The organism is Enhydrobacter aerosaccus, assembly GCF_900167455.1.
In the GTDB taxonomy this organism is placed as follows: Bacteria; Pseudomonadota; Alphaproteobacteria; order Reyranellales; family Reyranellaceae; genus Reyranella; species Reyranella aerosaccus.
The window spans coordinates 794,756-808,451 of sequence record NZ_FUWJ01000001.1 but is presented as its reverse complement, the minus strand read 5'-3'; the positions used below and the strand labels follow the sequence as shown (position 1 = coordinate 808,451).

Below are 13,696 nucleotides of genomic sequence, written 5' to 3'. Positions count from 1 at the left end.
CAGAGCGGTCGCCAGCCGTCCCGGTCCATGGCTTCCTCGGCGACGCCAATGAAAGGCTCTTCCCAGAGTCCTTCGAGGGGACCGAACGACGGTAGGTCCGGAACCGACCACCTAGCGCGATTTCACAATCTTATCGCCGCTCCAGCAATCCTCGTCCTTCGATGATCGCTGGCATAGCCTTTTCAATCCGCGTCGTCCGGGTCTGAGACCGCTTCGCGGCGGCGAAGTGAAACAGGTATCCCCTTTTCCGACCCGGCGTCAGCGCCTCGAACGCGCGCTTGAACTGCGGATCGTTGCGGAACTTCTCCTTGAGCTCCGCGGGCACGGGAAGCTCTCGGGACTTCGTTGTGACCTTTATTCCGGCCTTTGCTGCGGCCACGGCCTCGCGCACGTAAGCCCTGATCGTAGCCGCGTTCGCCGCAACCTCCTCGACGCTGGTGAACTTCATCACCCGCCCTGCCTGGACCTGCCCAAGCTGTACCAGAAGCTTCTTCGGGTCCTTCAGCAGCGCACCCTGAAAGAAGCCCAGCGCGCAGTATTCCTTGAAGCCCTGGATGATGACGACGTTTTTGCCATCCATCGTGTAGCAGGGCTTTCCCCACTTACGCTCCTCTCGTAAGTCGAACCCAGACAGAATGCTTTGCAGCAGGGCGATCTCGGCTCGCCATCGCTCTCGATACGCCATCTCCATGCTGCACCCTGACGCAAATCGATGTGAGGCTGACGGTCGTTCAAGATTTACCACCTCGGCAGGGCAAAGTCGTGGTCGCCTAAATGACCTGGGACTTCGTTGTTTAGGGCCGACCGATCTTGGCGGGTGCCGTCATCCGCTGGATATCAGGGACGTCCTCCGAGCCTCGTGCTGCGGCGGACTAGCAGCAATGGAGTTGCTGGGGCCTGCTCCACTCTGCGGGATGTCCGCTGTAGGCGTCAGGGCGCGCCGTAAGGCGTTACCGGCAGACCACCGTGGTTCTCGCGGTTGAGCGCGCCCCGGTCATGGGTGGCATAGCGACCATCCCAACCGGGTATATCCTTGCATGAGTCGCACTGCGCGCAGCCTCCGACCAGAAGGACCGCAAGCAGGATACCCATAACGCCTATCTGCTTCACCATGCCGACCTCGAAAAGCGCAGCCAATGCATGATGGGCAGCGCGGATTGACGAGCTTGATCCCAATCACGACGCATCAGGCAGGATAGATAATCCGTCGTTTCCGGCCTGCCAGTGCGACCGAGAGATAGATAACTCCATTGTGATCGTACAGCCGACGAACGCCTTCAGCTTCGGCACCCGCCATGCAAGTCCAGCTCATAAGCGTCCCGCGGCCAGCGGCGTTCCGCCAAGAGCCAGATAAAGCCGCGCCGTATCGACAAGCCGCTGCGCCCGTGCCCTCGACAGGCCGAGTTGCGCTTGCGCATATCGGCGTTGCGCGTCGATGACGTCGATGATTCCGGTATTGCCGATGGTGAAACTCCGCCGGGCGAGATCAAGCGCAGACGCCGCCGTTCTCGCCGCCTCCTCCTGAGCATGCAACTGATCGGCGTCATTGGTGAGCGCCTGCAGCCGGTCGGCCACCTCCCCGAAGGCGGTCAGCACGATCTGTTTGTAGGTTGCAAGGGCTGCATTGTAGCGCTGGATGCTCGCCCGACGTTCAGCGCTCAATTGGCCGCCGTCGAAAACCGGCTGTAGTAGCCCAGCCGCGACACTCCAAGCTGCGATGAACGGCCCCCCCAAAGCAAGCGACTGCGCCGTCATGCCTCCGGTCAGGGTAAGCTTGGGATAGAGATTGGCTGTCGCGACTCCAATGTCAGCACAGGCCGCATGGAGCTGCGCTTCCGCGGCAAGGATATCCGGTCGGCGGTGCGCGAGTTCGGATGGCAAGGCCGCTGGAATTTCCACCGGCAGAATGAAATCGCGGAGGGTGAAATCCGGCGGCGACCACTCCGCCGGTGTCTTCCCCACGAGGACAGCCAGGGCATGCCGGGCCACGGAGACCTGCTGATGCAGATCCGGCAGCAAGGTACGGTCGGTCGCGAGTTGGCTCTGAGCCGCCACCAGTTGGGTCTGCGTTCCCGACCCAACGCCCACAGCTGTTTCCACCAGATGCACATTCTGGTTGTCGCTGTCGATAATGCCCTGCACTGCCGCGATCTGCGCTTGGGACGCGGCCAGCGCGAAAGCCTGCGCGACGACATTGCCTTCCAGCGTGAGATGCGCTGCCTCGAGTTCCTGCCGACGATACTCGAACAGCGCCGCCTTCTCCTCCACCATCCGCCGGCCACCGCCGAACAGATCCGTCGGAAAGCTGGCACTGGGCCCGGCGGTATACGCCGTGAAGCTCGGGATGTTGAAATTGACCGGACCGAACAGCGCCGGGCCGTACTTGGTATTGGTGGCGTTGGCGCCCAGCGATAGTTGCGGCAGCAATGCGCCTGTGGCCTCCTTCACCAGCTCCTGCGCCTCGGCAACGCGCGCTCTGGCAGCCGCGACATCCTGATTGTCCGCCAGCGCGCGCGCGACAACCGAGTCGAGCTGCGAGGCGCCAAACTCCGACCACCAGCCGCCAGAACCGATTCTGTCGGCCACGAGCTTCTGATCGCTCGGCAACGGCGCATCGGTGCTGGCCGCATATGACACGTCCTTGGCGGCTTCCGGGTGCTTGAAATCAGGTCCCACCATGCAGGCACCCGCGAGTAGCGGCAGCGCCATCCCGAATAGAATCGATTTGTTCATCAGTCGAGAACCGCCGCATGGGCGCCAGCCTGCGGCTTTGCTCGCTTCAGCAGCAGGAGCAGAGGGATGGTCACCAAGGTCAGCGTCATCATCAATTTGAAATCATCGATATAGGCGATCATGGTCGCCTGGTTGTTGATCATGGCGTCGAGCGCCGCCACGCCCCTCGCGCTGCTGACATCGACATGAGCCGCGCGGGCCGCTGGGTTGGAAGCGACATTGTACGGGGTGATGTGAGTGCCCAGGGCAAGATGGAGACGCTGGACGTTCTGGGTCAGCAGAAAGGTTACAACCGAGATGCCGATGGAGCTGCCGATGTTGCGCATCAGGCTGAACAGGGCCGTTCCCTCGTTGCGCAACGCAACGGGTAATGTGGAGAAGGCGACCGTGGAGAGCGGAACATAGACCAAGCCGATTCCCAGCCCCTGCAACACCCCGGAAAAGACGATCGGCCAATAGTCCATTTGCAGCGAGAAATGGGTCATCCGCCACAGCGAATAGGCAGTCAACGCCAGACCAGCGGCGATGACGTGGCGAGCGTCAAGCAGGGACAGGAGTCTGCCGACGGCAAACATGCCGATCAGTGTGCCGAGGCCACGGGGAGCCGTCACCAGCCCGGTCAGCACGACCGGATAGCCGAGCTGATTCTGTAACATCGGCGGCAAGAGCGCGAGAGTCGCGAACAGCACGATGCCGACCAGAAAGATGAAGACATTGGACGCGAGGAAATTGCGATCCTTGAACAAGGCCGGGTCCACGAACGGATGATCGGTCGTGAACATGTGCACGATGAAGAGGTAGAAGCCGAGGCCAGACGCAGCGGCCTCGATCATGATTTCGGTCGATGAAAACCAGTCGAGGAGCTGACCGCGATCAAGCATCAGCTGCAACGCCGCGACACCCAGGCTGAGCGTGGCAAAGCCAAAGAAGTCGAACCCGCTGGACCGTGTCTGCCGGCTCTCGGGCAAGGTGAGCAAAAGGCCCACGAAGGCCAACACACCGATCGGCAGGTTGATGTAGAAGACCCAGCGCCAGCTGTAATTGTCGGTCAGCCAGCCTCCCAATGCCGGTCCCAGGATCGGCCCCATCGTGACACCTACTCCCCAGATCGACATCGCGCGGCCGTAGTTCCGCGGCGGATTGATATCGAACAACACCGCCTGCGACAGCGGAACCAAGGCAGCACCGCCAATGCCTTGCAGGAGGCGGAACAGCACGATTTGCGGCAGGGTCTCGGCAAGACCGCACAGAGCCGAGGCGATGGTGAAGATGACGATCGAGATCAGGAATACACGGCGCCGACCGAACGCATTGCTCAGCCATCCGGTCAGTGGAATCGTGATGGCGGCGGCGACGATGTAGGATGTCAAGACCCATCCCATCTCGTCTTGCGTCCCGGAGACTGCTCCCTGCATGTGCGGCAACGCAACATTGGCGATCGTCGAATCGAGCGCCTGCATGATCGTCGCCAGCATCACGGAGAGTGTGATGATGCCGTGGTATGGCACGGCCGCGAACTCCTCGGGACCGGCTCCGGCGCGATTGCTCATCGCCTACTTCCAGAGTTTCAACGAGCGCTGATGATGCGTGTCGACCTCCACAGTAACGCTCATGCCCGCCGCGAGCGGCACGTCGATATGGCTGCGATCGATCGACAGCCGTACCGGCAGACGCTGGACGACCTTCACCCAGTTACCTGAAGCGTTTTCCGGCGGCAGCAACGAGAAGCTCGAGCCAGTTCCGGGGCTGACACTCTGGACCTTGCCGACGAAGCTCTCGCCCGGATAGGCGTCGAGGTCGAAAGTCGCCATCTGTCCCGGACGCATGTAGGTGAGCTCCGTCTCCTTGAAATTCGCTTCGACCCACATGTCCTGATTCGAGACCAACGCAAACAGTGGCGTTGCCGCATTCACGTAGTCTCCGACCTGCAATTGCTCGACTCGCGTCACGACGCCGGCCATGGGTGCCGCGACGACTGTGTAGGAAAGGTCGAGACGGGCACGATCGAGGGCAGCCTGTGCCTGCTGAACCGACGGATGGCTATCGGCCGGCGCCGTCGGGTCGCCGTTGAGGTCGGCCAGCGCACTTGCCGTCTGCTGGCTGGCCGCCGTCAATTTCTGGCGAGCGGTCTCAAGATCATGAGTCGCCTGGTCAAGCTGGGCATGCGAGGAGATCCCCGAAGCGGCGAGCCTGGTCTGGCGATCGAATTCGCGCTGCTGATAGGCGACGGTGTCTTCGGCGGCCCGTTCATCGGCCCGATATCGACCATAAGCCGCTTTCAGCGCGGCGATCCTTAAACGTGCGGACGCCAATTGGGCCTCCGCATTCTCGACCGCGATCCTGAAGGGGCGATCATCCAGCTTGAACAGAAGCTGGCCCTTTTCAATCAGCTGATTGTCATGCACCGCAATTTCGGTCACACGCGCCGAGATGTTGGCACTTACTTCGACGCGCGCCGCCTGCACATAGGCATCGTCGGTCGAGGCATATCGGCCCCCCATCATGTACAGGCCCAGAGCGATCACTCCGGCCAGGACTGGGCCGCCAATCAGCAAAACCCTCCTGGCGCCGCGCCTTCTCGTTTTGAGAGCGGCGGAGGAAGTTTGAGTAACAGACATACGCGGGTACCTAGGAATGAGACTGAGAATCTAGCAACCTGGGCCGTCAGTGATTATGGCGTATAATTTTCATATATTGTTCGGTGAGGACGAATAATGCACAGAACTGAATTTTCCGAACTGAACGCCTTCGTCGCTGTCGCTGAGCGCCGGAATTTTGCCCGTGCTGCGCAGCATCTCGGTATTGTGCCCTCGACCATCAGCCAGACAATCCGCACACTCGAGGAACGATTGGGCGTAAGGCTGCTGAACCGCACGACACGCAGCGTTTCGTTGACCGACGCCGGAGAGCAACTTCTGGCGCGGATCAGGCCAGCCCTCATGGAGTTGCATACGGCAGTCGACGATCTCAGCCACGTGCGCAACGTTCCGTCAGGTACACTGCGCCTCAGTGTCTCCAACGTCGCCGCACAGATCGTGTTGGCGCCGATGATCAAGGATTTCCTTGCAACCTATCCGGCCATTGCGCTGGATATAGCCGCCGACGACAATCCCGCCGACATCGTCAACGGTCGTTTCGATGCCGGAATCCGCGTCGGGCGATTCATTGCCAAGGATATGCAGGCCGTACGCCTGAGCGAGCCCAGCCGTACCATCGTTGTAGCGGCACCGTCCTATCTGCAGCAGAGCGTTCCCCTCAAAACACCCGAGGACCTGCCTGCTCACAATTGCATTCGTTTGCGCAGTTCCGGCCACCTGCATCCCTGGCAGTTTGTCCGAGGAAAGAAGAAGCTGAATCTGCAGGTCAATGGATCACTGGTCATGAACAGCATGCATTTGGTGCTACGCGCAGCATTGGAGGGAATCGGCGTTGCCTATGTCCTCGAATCCTGCGTCGCGGCAGAGATCGCTTCGGGTCGTTTGGTGCCCCTGTTGAGCGATTGGTCAGCCGAGTATCACAGCTACTACCTGTACTATGCTGGTCGACGACAGCTTCCCGTACCTCTCGCGGCCTTCATCGCGTTCGTGCGTCAAGACCGAAAGGCCAGAAGGCTGGCCTGAGGGGCATGAGAAACGGAGCATATCTGCCTTCCGGTCCCGCCCGGAACAATCCGGCGCACCGCCTGTTAAGACAGGCAACCATTGGTGGATAGGAAAGTCGGCATGACATCCATGCGCCTCCTTCTTTCCGTTGCCGTCGTCCTTGTGGCCGCGGCTTGCGACCAGAGCCGACAGGATCAAGACCAGGGCAGTGCGGTCCAGTTGCCCGGCGAGCCGCCCACGACCACGAACGCCGCCCTGACGATACCGCCGGACGTCTGGGCCGCCCCGCCTCGCCGGGCTGAGACCGCGCAGGCTGCGACGTCAGATCGGTAATGTCCTGCTTGTCGGGACGCCGCGCAGCGTCCCCCCTCATCAGCCAGTGCGGCGCGCCACGATCCTTCGGATCAATTTTCCGGACGAAAGGCTGCCGCACTGCTCATCGTGGAGAAGTTCCGCCGATGCCAGTGGAGTCAGCGCGAGCGCCGGATCGAAGGCGGCGTAGAGTCGTCCGTGCTCGTCCCGTCGGTCAGATCCCTCGGTAACCCGCCAACTCAGATAAAGTGTGCCGCCTGGAACGAGGATGGCCAATAGTCGCCGAACAGCAAGGGATACGTCGCCTGGGGCGAGATGCATAATGACGGTCTCGCACAGGACATTGGTAAAGGTCTCGTCCGCGATCTCGACGAGAGCCGGCAGCATGGCACGGGAGAAACGAAGGTGCGGATATCGCCGTCGCGCCTCGGCCAGCAATCCTTCCGACGCATCGAACCCCTGAGCCGGGAAGCCGTTCGCATCGAGCCAGGCGGTGTCCCGTCCGGCGCCGCAACCGATGTCCGCGGTAATGCCGGGTCGGAAGTATTGCTGTACCAGGGCATGCAGATCGGTCGGCGCCGGCTGTGCCTCCCAGTCGGAAGCGAAGCTGGCCGCACCTCGATCGTAAGCAGCGAGTGTCGTCTTATCCATTCGATAGTCCTTGCGGGCGCCCGCTACAACGTCGCCTGCTGAATGCGTCGCTCATCGAGCGCAACCGAGCGTGCCGTTTCGACAATGGCAGCCCAGGTATCGTCTGGCAGCGGAACGCCTTCGGCCAGACGCTTTGCCCGCATGCGCGCCTCCGGCTCGCCGGGAATCAGGATCTCGCCCCCCGCGACCGCGGGCTTCGCCCCCTTCACAAAGGCCACATACTTCGCGATGTCCTGCGGAAAGAAACCAGCCGGATCGAACACCTTGGGATCGACATAGAAGGACAACATGCCGTTGGCGAAACGCCCGCGTTTGGGGTCGGTCGCGCCGGTGCCGGATAGGGATCCGCCCAACAGTTCGCACATAAAGGCAAGACCCGATCCTTTGTGGTCGCCGAAGGCGCGAATGGCCCCCGTTCCTTTGCTGTGATCCCGCGGTCCTGTGGGCGTGTAATCGCCATAGAGGAGATGTGGATCGCTGCCGAGCCGTCCATCGGACCCGATCAACGCGTCGTCCGGAACCTTCTTGCCGCCCTGGCTGGCCACCAGCACCTTGCCCTCGGCGACGACCGAGGTGGCGAAGTCGAGCACGAGTGGATCCTGTTCCGCGCGCGGAATGCCGACGCAATAGGGAGCCGTCGAGAAGCGGCGCTCGACGCCACCGTAGGGCGCTACCAACACGCTGCCCGAGGCATTGACGAAATGAACCGACACCAGCCCTTCCGCAGCCGCCATTTCCGCCCAGTCGCCGACGCGGCCGATATGGCCGGCATTGCGCAGCGTCACCGCGGAGAGGCCGTTCTTCGCGCACTTCCCGATCCCGATACGCACCGCCTGCGGCGTCACCGTCTGACCGAAGCCGTACTTGCCGTCGACCACGGCGATGACCGGCGTATCGACCAAAAGATCGACCGTCACGTCCGCCACCACCGTGCCGTTCTTCTTCTGGCTGACATAGCGCGGTACCCGCACGACACCGTGGCTGTCGTGCCCGGAGAGATTGGCGCTCACAAGATACCGGCCGATCCGCTCCCCTTCCTCCTTGGAGCATCCCGCGAAGGCAAAGATATCCGCGACGAAAGCCTCGAGCGCCTTCGCCTTGATTGTGACTGTACCCATTACCCTTGATCCTCTTGATGCAGCCGGTGGCGCCGGCACCCGGCTACGCCTTGCCGCGCTGCAGGTTGGCGACGTAACCGCGGTTCCAGGTTGGATTGATCATCACTTCATTGATGACGATATGCGGCGGCAGGCAGGCAATGTAGCGGATCAGATCGCCGACATCCTCCGACTGCGCCATGCGGGCACGGTCGGCCTTGCTTACTGGAACGGGACGCTTGTCGAGGATCGGCGTCGCGACTTCGCCCGGCAGCACGGCACAGGAACGAATGCCGTTGACGCACTCCTCCATGTTGAGCGTATGGCTCATCGCCACGACGCCGTGCTTGGCTGCCGAGTAGGCTGCACCGCTGAGGGGACCGGGCACCCGACCGGCCACCGACGACGTATGAATAAGGACGCCGTCCTTCTGCTTGCGCATCATCGGCAATACCGCCGCTGTGCAGTAGAAGGCACTCGAGAGGTTGCCCTGGATGACCTGATCGATACCCTCAGGCGTGAGCTTCGCGAACGAGCGATCGAGGATATTGAGGCCGGCATTGTTCACGAGGATGTCGCAACGGCCGAACTTCTTCTCGATATCGGCGGCAACGCGCTTGACGGCGGCTGCCTTCATCAGATCGGCCGGCTTCACCACCGCCTTTCCGCCTGCCGCCTTGATCGTCGCCGCCGTCTCCTCCAGAGGCTCCTTGCGACGCCCGGTCAGCACGACCGCCGCCCCTTCCTTCGCCAGCGCGATGGCTGCCGCCTGTCCGATTCCCGACCCCGCGCCGGTCACCCAGGCGACCTTGCCCGTCAACACCCCCATCGACATCTCCCTGATGCTTCTCCAATCAGCACAATCGGCCGATTAAAGCACCTTGCCGGTGGTGTCGTCGATGAGATGCATGTTGCTGAGGTCGGCGCGCAGCTTCATCGACTGGCCAGCGGCTGCGCCGGCATTCGGATTGACGCGGCCACAAATCTCGGCGCCATTGACGGTGAAGTAGACGAGCGTCTCCATGCCCATGGGCTCGACGACCTCGATCGTCATGTTGAAATCATGTTGATCCGGCTCGATGTGAGGACGGGTCTCCATGATGTGTTCCGGCCTCAGCCCCAGCATGAGGTTCGGACGCCCCACGAAAGCGGTGTAACGCGCCGTCCGTGATGCCGGCACTGGCATCGAGAGGCTATCGGTCAGGCGTAGCCGCAGGGCGCCGGCGGCCTGTTCGAGATGGCACGGGATGAAGTTCATCGCCGGTGACCCGATGAAGCCGGCGACGAACTTCGTCGTCGGGGAATGGTAGAGATCGTTAGGAGAGCCGACCTGCTCGATGAGGCCCGCGTTCATGACCACGACACGGTCGGCAAGCGTCATCGCCTCGACCTGATCATGCGTCACGTAAACGGTCGTCGTCCGCACTTTCTGGTGCACCTTCTTGATCTCGGTCCGCATCTGCACGCGCAACTTGGCGTCGAGGTTCGACAGCGGCTCGTCGAACAGGAACACCTTGGGGTCGCGCACGATGGCCCGACCCATGGCGACGCGTTGGCGCTGACCGCCCGACAGCTGCTTGGGCTTGCGGTCGAGGAGCTCGGTGATGTCCAGGATCTGGGCCGCCTGCTTCACCCGGCGGTCGATCTCGTCGCGCGGCGTCTTCTTGAGCTTCAGCCCGAACGACATGTTCTCATAGACGTTCATGTGCGGGTAGAGCGCATAATTCTGGAACACCATTGCGATGTCCCGATCCTTCGGCGGTACGTCGTTCACGACATCCCCGCCAATGACGATGTCGCCGCCGGAAATCTCCTCCAGCCCCGCGATCATGCGCAGCGTCGTGCTCTTGCCGCAGCCCGAGGGCCCCACGAGAACGATGAACTCCTTGTCAGCGATATCGAGATCGACTCCGCGGACCGCCAAGACCTCGTCGTACTTCTTGATGACCTTACGCAACGTGACTTGAGCCATGAAACCTACCCTTTAGTAGCGCCCGCGGTGAGACCCGCGATGTAGTAATCCATGAGGAAGGCATAGATAATGAGCGGCGGCGCCGCACCCAGTAACGCCCCTGTCATAATCTGCCCCCAATTGAACACGTCGCCCTTGATGAGCGTCGTCACGATCCCGACCGGCAACACGAGTTCGTTGGTCGAGGTCGTGAAGGCCATCGGATAGAGGAACTGTGCCCAAGACACCGTGAAGCTGAAGATCGTGGCTGCGATGATCCCGGGCAGCGCGACAGGAATGAAGATCTTGGTCAAAGTCTGCATCCAGCTCGCCCCGTCGATCAAGGCCGCCTCGTCGAGCTCCTTCGGGATCGAGGCGAAGTAGCCAATCATGATCCAGGTCGCGAACGGTACCGTAAGCGTCGGATAGATGATGATCAGCGTCCACCAGTGGTTCATCAGCTCGATGCCCGTCGTATCGCGCACGAAGGCGAACATCTTGAACAGCGGGATGAAGAGCAGCGTGTCGGGAATCAGGTAGGTCAGGAACACGCCGGTGGCGAGCGTGGCCGAGCCCCAGAACTTCATCCGTGCCAGGGCGAAGGCGGCGGTGACGCTGATCAGCATGGTGATCGTCACCACGCAGATCGAGACCAGCGCCGAGTTGCGGAAGAAGATGAGGAACTCGTTCTTGCCCAGCAGGGCGACGTAGTTCTCCAGAGTGGGACCGAAGACCCACCATGGATTCTGTGCCGCCGAGATCTCCGCGCTGCTCTTCAGCGAGGTGATCAGCATGTAGAACGGCGGCATCAGGAAGAAGATCGCGAACAGAGCGAGGAAGAAATAGGACCATCGCATTGCCCAGCGACGGTCGCGGCTGATGCTGCCATAGGCCCCGCGGCGGCCGGGAGTGCCCGCGACTGCGATGTCGGCCATCAGACTTCACTCCCCCGCTTGTTGATATCGCGCAGGATGACCGACGCGGCCACCGCCAGGATCGGCACCATGAACAACACCACGCACGAACCGAGGGGAATGTCGCCGCTCTCGATGCCGAGCTTGAAGCCCCAGGTGCCGAAGAGCTGTGTCGATGTCAGCGGGCCGCCGTTGGTCAGCACGCGCACGATGTCGAAGTTGGCGAAGGTGACGATCAGCGAGAACAGCGCCGTGATGGCAATGATGTTGCGCATCATGGGAAGGGTCACATACCAGATGCGCTGCCACCACGCAGCGCCATCGATCGCCGCCGCTTCATAGAGTTGCTCCGGTACAGACTTCAGCGCCGCCAGATACATGATCATGAAGAATGGGGCGCCCGCCCAGATATTGACGAGGATGACTGAAAACCGGGCCCACCCGGTCTCTCCGAGCCACGGCACGGGGCCGATGCCGAAATGCGCCAGGATCCAATTGAAGGCGCTGTAGGCCGGATCGAACAGCCACAGCCAGGCGAGCGTGCTCATCGCCGGCGGGATGACCCACGGCACCAGCAACATGCCGCGCCACTTGCGCTGCCCCTTGCTCGGAATGTTGTGCACGAAATGGGCGACCACGAAGCCGATGATCGCCTTGAAGATCACCGCCGTGATCGCAAACAGACACGACTGAAAGACGACATCCCAGAAGGTATCGCGTTTGAACAGGAACTGGAAATTGCCCAGGCCGACGAATTTGGTCATCGACTTGTTGAGCATCGCCAGCCAGATCGCGTAACAGGCCGGATAGAGAACGAGGATGCCGATCAACAGGATCAGCGGCAAAGCCATGAGGAATGCGATTGTCGACTTGCGCTGCATCAGCTTGTGCAGGCCCGTGCGACGGTCCCCTGCGAGGACGGCGGCATTGGGAGCGGCGATATCGGCCATGACGGCTCCGTACGGTTAGCCGAAGGATGATATGAAAAGGACGCCGTCCCGAGGGCGGCGTCCTTGATCAGCGGCTAGTTGCGCATGAATCCTTCAATTTCATTGGACGCCCAATCCAACGTCTTCTCCAATGGCTCACCCTTGAAGTAGCGCACCGCCATCTGGGTCTGAATGCCCTGATTGTAGATCTGCTCGGCGATCTTGTGCGGTGCCGGAGCGGCCGCCACCGACAGGGTCTGGTGATTATAAGGGTTGGGATAGTGGTACAGCGTGCCCTTGGGTGGTTCCGCCTCTGCCCAGACCTTGAAGGTGGTGAGCTTCTCGAACGACGGCAGATCGTAGCCGCCGCTGGCATTGGTCATCTGTTCCGCCGCCGATGCGCTCGACAGGTACATCAGCAGGCTCTTGGCTGCCGACTGGTTCTTGCTGAAATTCCAGATGCTCCAGAAGTACGGCAGGAACGGCGCGAACCGTCCCTTCGGACCAACCGGGAAGCCATGGGTCCAGCACTGTTCAGCCACCTTCGGCGCATCGCGCTTGGCCACCGCCCAGGCGCTGGGCGGATTCATGATCATGGCGCCCTGCCCCGATACCAGGAACTTGTTGTTGGACGCGTCGTCCCAGGCCGCGACGTCGGGCGGCAGGAACTGCATCAACTTCTTGTAGAAGTCGAGGGCCTGACGGACCTGGTCGTTCTTGAGGACGATCTCGCCCTTGGCATCGACCAGGACAGCCCCAAAGGCGTGGAAGAAGGCGCCGATCGAGTCGACATTGTCGGATGTCGTGCCGAGTCCGATGCCGAACGGATTGCCGCCCTTGTGACAGGCTTCCGCCGCCTTCATGAAGAGGTCGAGATTCCAGTCATCCGCCTTGGGTGGCGATCCGGCCGGGTACATGGCCTGGATGTCGATGTTGGCGTGCTTCTTCAGAAGGTCGATGCGCGAGCACGGCCCCTTGATCTGGCTGCCGACCGTGGCCGGAACCGCGACCCACTTGCCGTTGATCTTGCCGAGATATTCAACGGTGTCGTTGACCTTGCCATTGTCCTTGATGAGCTGGGTCATCAGGTCGTCGACCGGCACGAGTTGCTCAGCATAGCGTGCCGGCAGCCAGGTGTTGATGGCGAGAATGTCGTGGCCCGACTTGGCCTGCGATTCCGCGGCCGTGGTCAGGAGGAGCTTGTTGCCGTTGGAGGTGATGAAGTCGATCTGGACCTCGACCTTCTCCTTCTCGGCCCATTCCTTCACCAGCTTCTCGGTCGCACCGTTGGCGCCCGGTACCCAGTGATCCCAAAATCCGACGGAAAGCTTGCCTGCCGCGTAGGCGCCGCGCACGAACGGGGCTGCAACCATCACGGAAGACAGGGCGGCGGTGCCTCCCACGAATCGACGACGACTGACCTTCTTGAAACCCATGCCATTTCCTCCTGTACACCCGGCCAATGACCGGTCATTCGTGCGCGCACTATTGGCGAGCTTGGCTCTCA

12 protein-coding genes are annotated in these 13,696 nt (G+C 61.6%); 1 reads left to right on the top strand and 11 read right to left on the bottom strand.

What is annotated here, in order from left to right; translation table 11 throughout:
- Positions 1-130 precede the first annotated feature (130 nt).
- The 4 genes from B5D62_RS03770 to B5D62_RS03755 all read right to left on the bottom strand — a co-directional run bounded on the left by B5D62_RS03770 (position 131) and on the right by B5D62_RS03755 (position 5,288).
- Positions 131-691 (bottom strand): YdeI/OmpD-associated family protein, encoded by a 561-nt coding sequence (locus B5D62_RS03770; protein WP_085932458.1) that lies wholly within the window; start codon positions 689-691, stop codon positions 131-133.
- Between the two features lie 617 nt (positions 692-1,308).
- Positions 1,309-2,709 carry an efflux transporter outer membrane subunit gene (locus B5D62_RS03765; protein WP_170920770.1) on the bottom strand — a complete coding sequence of 467 codons (1,401 nt, stop codon included), beginning with the start codon at positions 2,707-2,709 and terminating at the stop codon, positions 1,309-1,311.
- A 23-nt stretch (positions 2,710-2,732) separates the two neighbouring features.
- The gene (locus B5D62_RS03760) at positions 2,733-4,283 is read right to left on the bottom strand and encodes a DHA2 family efflux MFS transporter permease subunit (RefSeq protein WP_085932456.1); all 1,551 of its coding nucleotides are present in this window, start codon (positions 4,281-4,283) and stop codon (positions 2,733-2,735) included.
- A 3-nt stretch (positions 4,284-4,286) separates the two neighbouring features.
- Positions 4,287-5,288: an HlyD family secretion protein gene (locus tag B5D62_RS03755; RefSeq protein WP_218190932.1), complete on the bottom strand. Its 1,002-nt coding sequence runs from the start codon at positions 5,286-5,288 to the stop codon at positions 4,287-4,289.
- A 159-nt stretch (positions 5,289-5,447) separates the two neighbouring features.
- Between B5D62_RS03755 and B5D62_RS03750 the strand changes: the two genes are divergently transcribed.
- A complete protein-coding gene (locus B5D62_RS03750; RefSeq protein ID WP_085932454.1) occupies positions 5,448-6,353 on the top strand; it encodes a LysR substrate-binding domain-containing protein in 906 nt (301 codons plus the stop codon).
- A gap of 354 nt (positions 6,354-6,707) precedes the next feature.
- Here B5D62_RS03750 and B5D62_RS03740 read toward each other — a convergent pair whose 3' ends face one another.
- From B5D62_RS03740 to B5D62_RS03710, 7 genes are all read right to left on the bottom strand, one after another.
- Positions 6,708-7,298, bottom strand: coding sequence for a class I SAM-dependent methyltransferase (locus tag B5D62_RS03740; protein ID WP_085932452.1), 591 nt, complete (start codon positions 7,296-7,298; stop codon positions 6,708-6,710).
- 23 nt (positions 7,299-7,321) lie between these two features.
- On the bottom strand, positions 7,322-8,416 hold the full coding sequence (locus tag B5D62_RS03735; RefSeq protein WP_085932451.1) for a malate/lactate/ureidoglycolate dehydrogenase: 1,095 nt from the start codon (positions 8,414-8,416) through the stop codon (positions 7,322-7,324).
- A 43-nt stretch (positions 8,417-8,459) separates the two neighbouring features.
- Positions 8,460-9,224, bottom strand: coding sequence for an SDR family oxidoreductase (locus B5D62_RS03730; protein ID WP_085933512.1), 765 nt, complete (start codon positions 9,222-9,224; stop codon positions 8,460-8,462).
- Positions 9,225-9,266: 42 nt separating this feature from the next.
- On the bottom strand, positions 9,267-10,367 hold the full coding sequence (locus tag B5D62_RS03725; RefSeq protein WP_085932450.1) for an ABC transporter ATP-binding protein: 1,101 nt from the start codon (positions 10,365-10,367) through the stop codon (positions 9,267-9,269).
- A 5-nt stretch (positions 10,368-10,372) separates the two neighbouring features.
- Positions 10,373-11,281 (bottom strand): carbohydrate ABC transporter permease, encoded by a 909-nt coding sequence (locus tag B5D62_RS03720; RefSeq protein WP_085932449.1) that lies wholly within the window; start codon positions 11,279-11,281, stop codon positions 10,373-10,375.
- Positions 11,281-12,210: a carbohydrate ABC transporter permease gene (locus B5D62_RS03715; protein ID WP_085932448.1), complete on the bottom strand. Its 930-nt coding sequence runs from the start codon at positions 12,208-12,210 to the stop codon at positions 11,281-11,283. Before B5D62_RS03715 ends, B5D62_RS03720 begins: the two co-directional genes overlap by 1 nt.
- A 74-nt stretch (positions 12,211-12,284) precedes the next feature.
- Entirely contained in the window at positions 12,285-13,625 is a 1,341-nt protein-coding gene (locus tag B5D62_RS03710; RefSeq protein ID WP_085932447.1) for an ABC transporter substrate-binding protein, read from the bottom strand.
- Positions 13,626-13,696: the final 71 nt, after the last annotated feature.

Excerpts from the sequence above, each read along its gene's own strand:
- B5D62_RS03770 (WP_085932458.1), bottom strand. The coding sequence starts at position 691 with ATGGAGATGGCGTATCGAGAGCGATGGCGAGCCGAGATCGCCCTGCTG.
- B5D62_RS03765 (WP_170920770.1), bottom strand. The coding sequence starts at position 2,709 with ATGGCGCTGCCGCTACTCGCGGGTGCCTGCATGGTGGGACCTGATTTC.
- B5D62_RS03760 (WP_085932456.1), bottom strand. The coding sequence starts at position 4,283 with ATGAGCAATCGCGCCGGAGCCGGTCCCGAGGAGTTCGCGGCCGTGCCA.
- B5D62_RS03750 (WP_085932454.1), top strand. The coding sequence starts at position 5,448 with ATGCACAGAACTGAATTTTCCGAACTGAACGCCTTCGTCGCTGTCGCT.
- B5D62_RS03740 (WP_085932452.1), bottom strand. The coding sequence starts at position 7,298 with ATGGATAAGACGACACTCGCTGCTTACGATCGAGGTGCGGCCAGCTTC.
- B5D62_RS03735 (WP_085932451.1), bottom strand. The coding sequence starts at position 8,416 with ATGGGTACAGTCACAATCAAGGCGAAGGCGCTCGAGGCTTTCGTCGCG.
- B5D62_RS03730 (WP_085933512.1), bottom strand. The coding sequence starts at position 9,224 with ATGGGGGTGTTGACGGGCAAGGTCGCCTGGGTGACCGGCGCGGGGTCG.
- B5D62_RS03725 (WP_085932450.1), bottom strand. The coding sequence starts at position 10,367 with ATGGCTCAAGTCACGTTGCGTAAGGTCATCAAGAAGTACGACGAGGTC.
- B5D62_RS03720 (WP_085932449.1), bottom strand. The coding sequence starts at position 11,281 with ATGGCCGACATCGCAGTCGCGGGCACTCCCGGCCGCCGCGGGGCCTAT.
- B5D62_RS03715 (WP_085932448.1), bottom strand. The coding sequence starts at position 12,210 with ATGGCCGATATCGCCGCTCCCAATGCCGCCGTCCTCGCAGGGGACCGT.
- B5D62_RS03710 (WP_085932447.1), bottom strand. The coding sequence starts at position 13,625 with ATGGGTTTCAAGAAGGTCAGTCGTCGTCGATTCGTGGGAGGCACCGCC.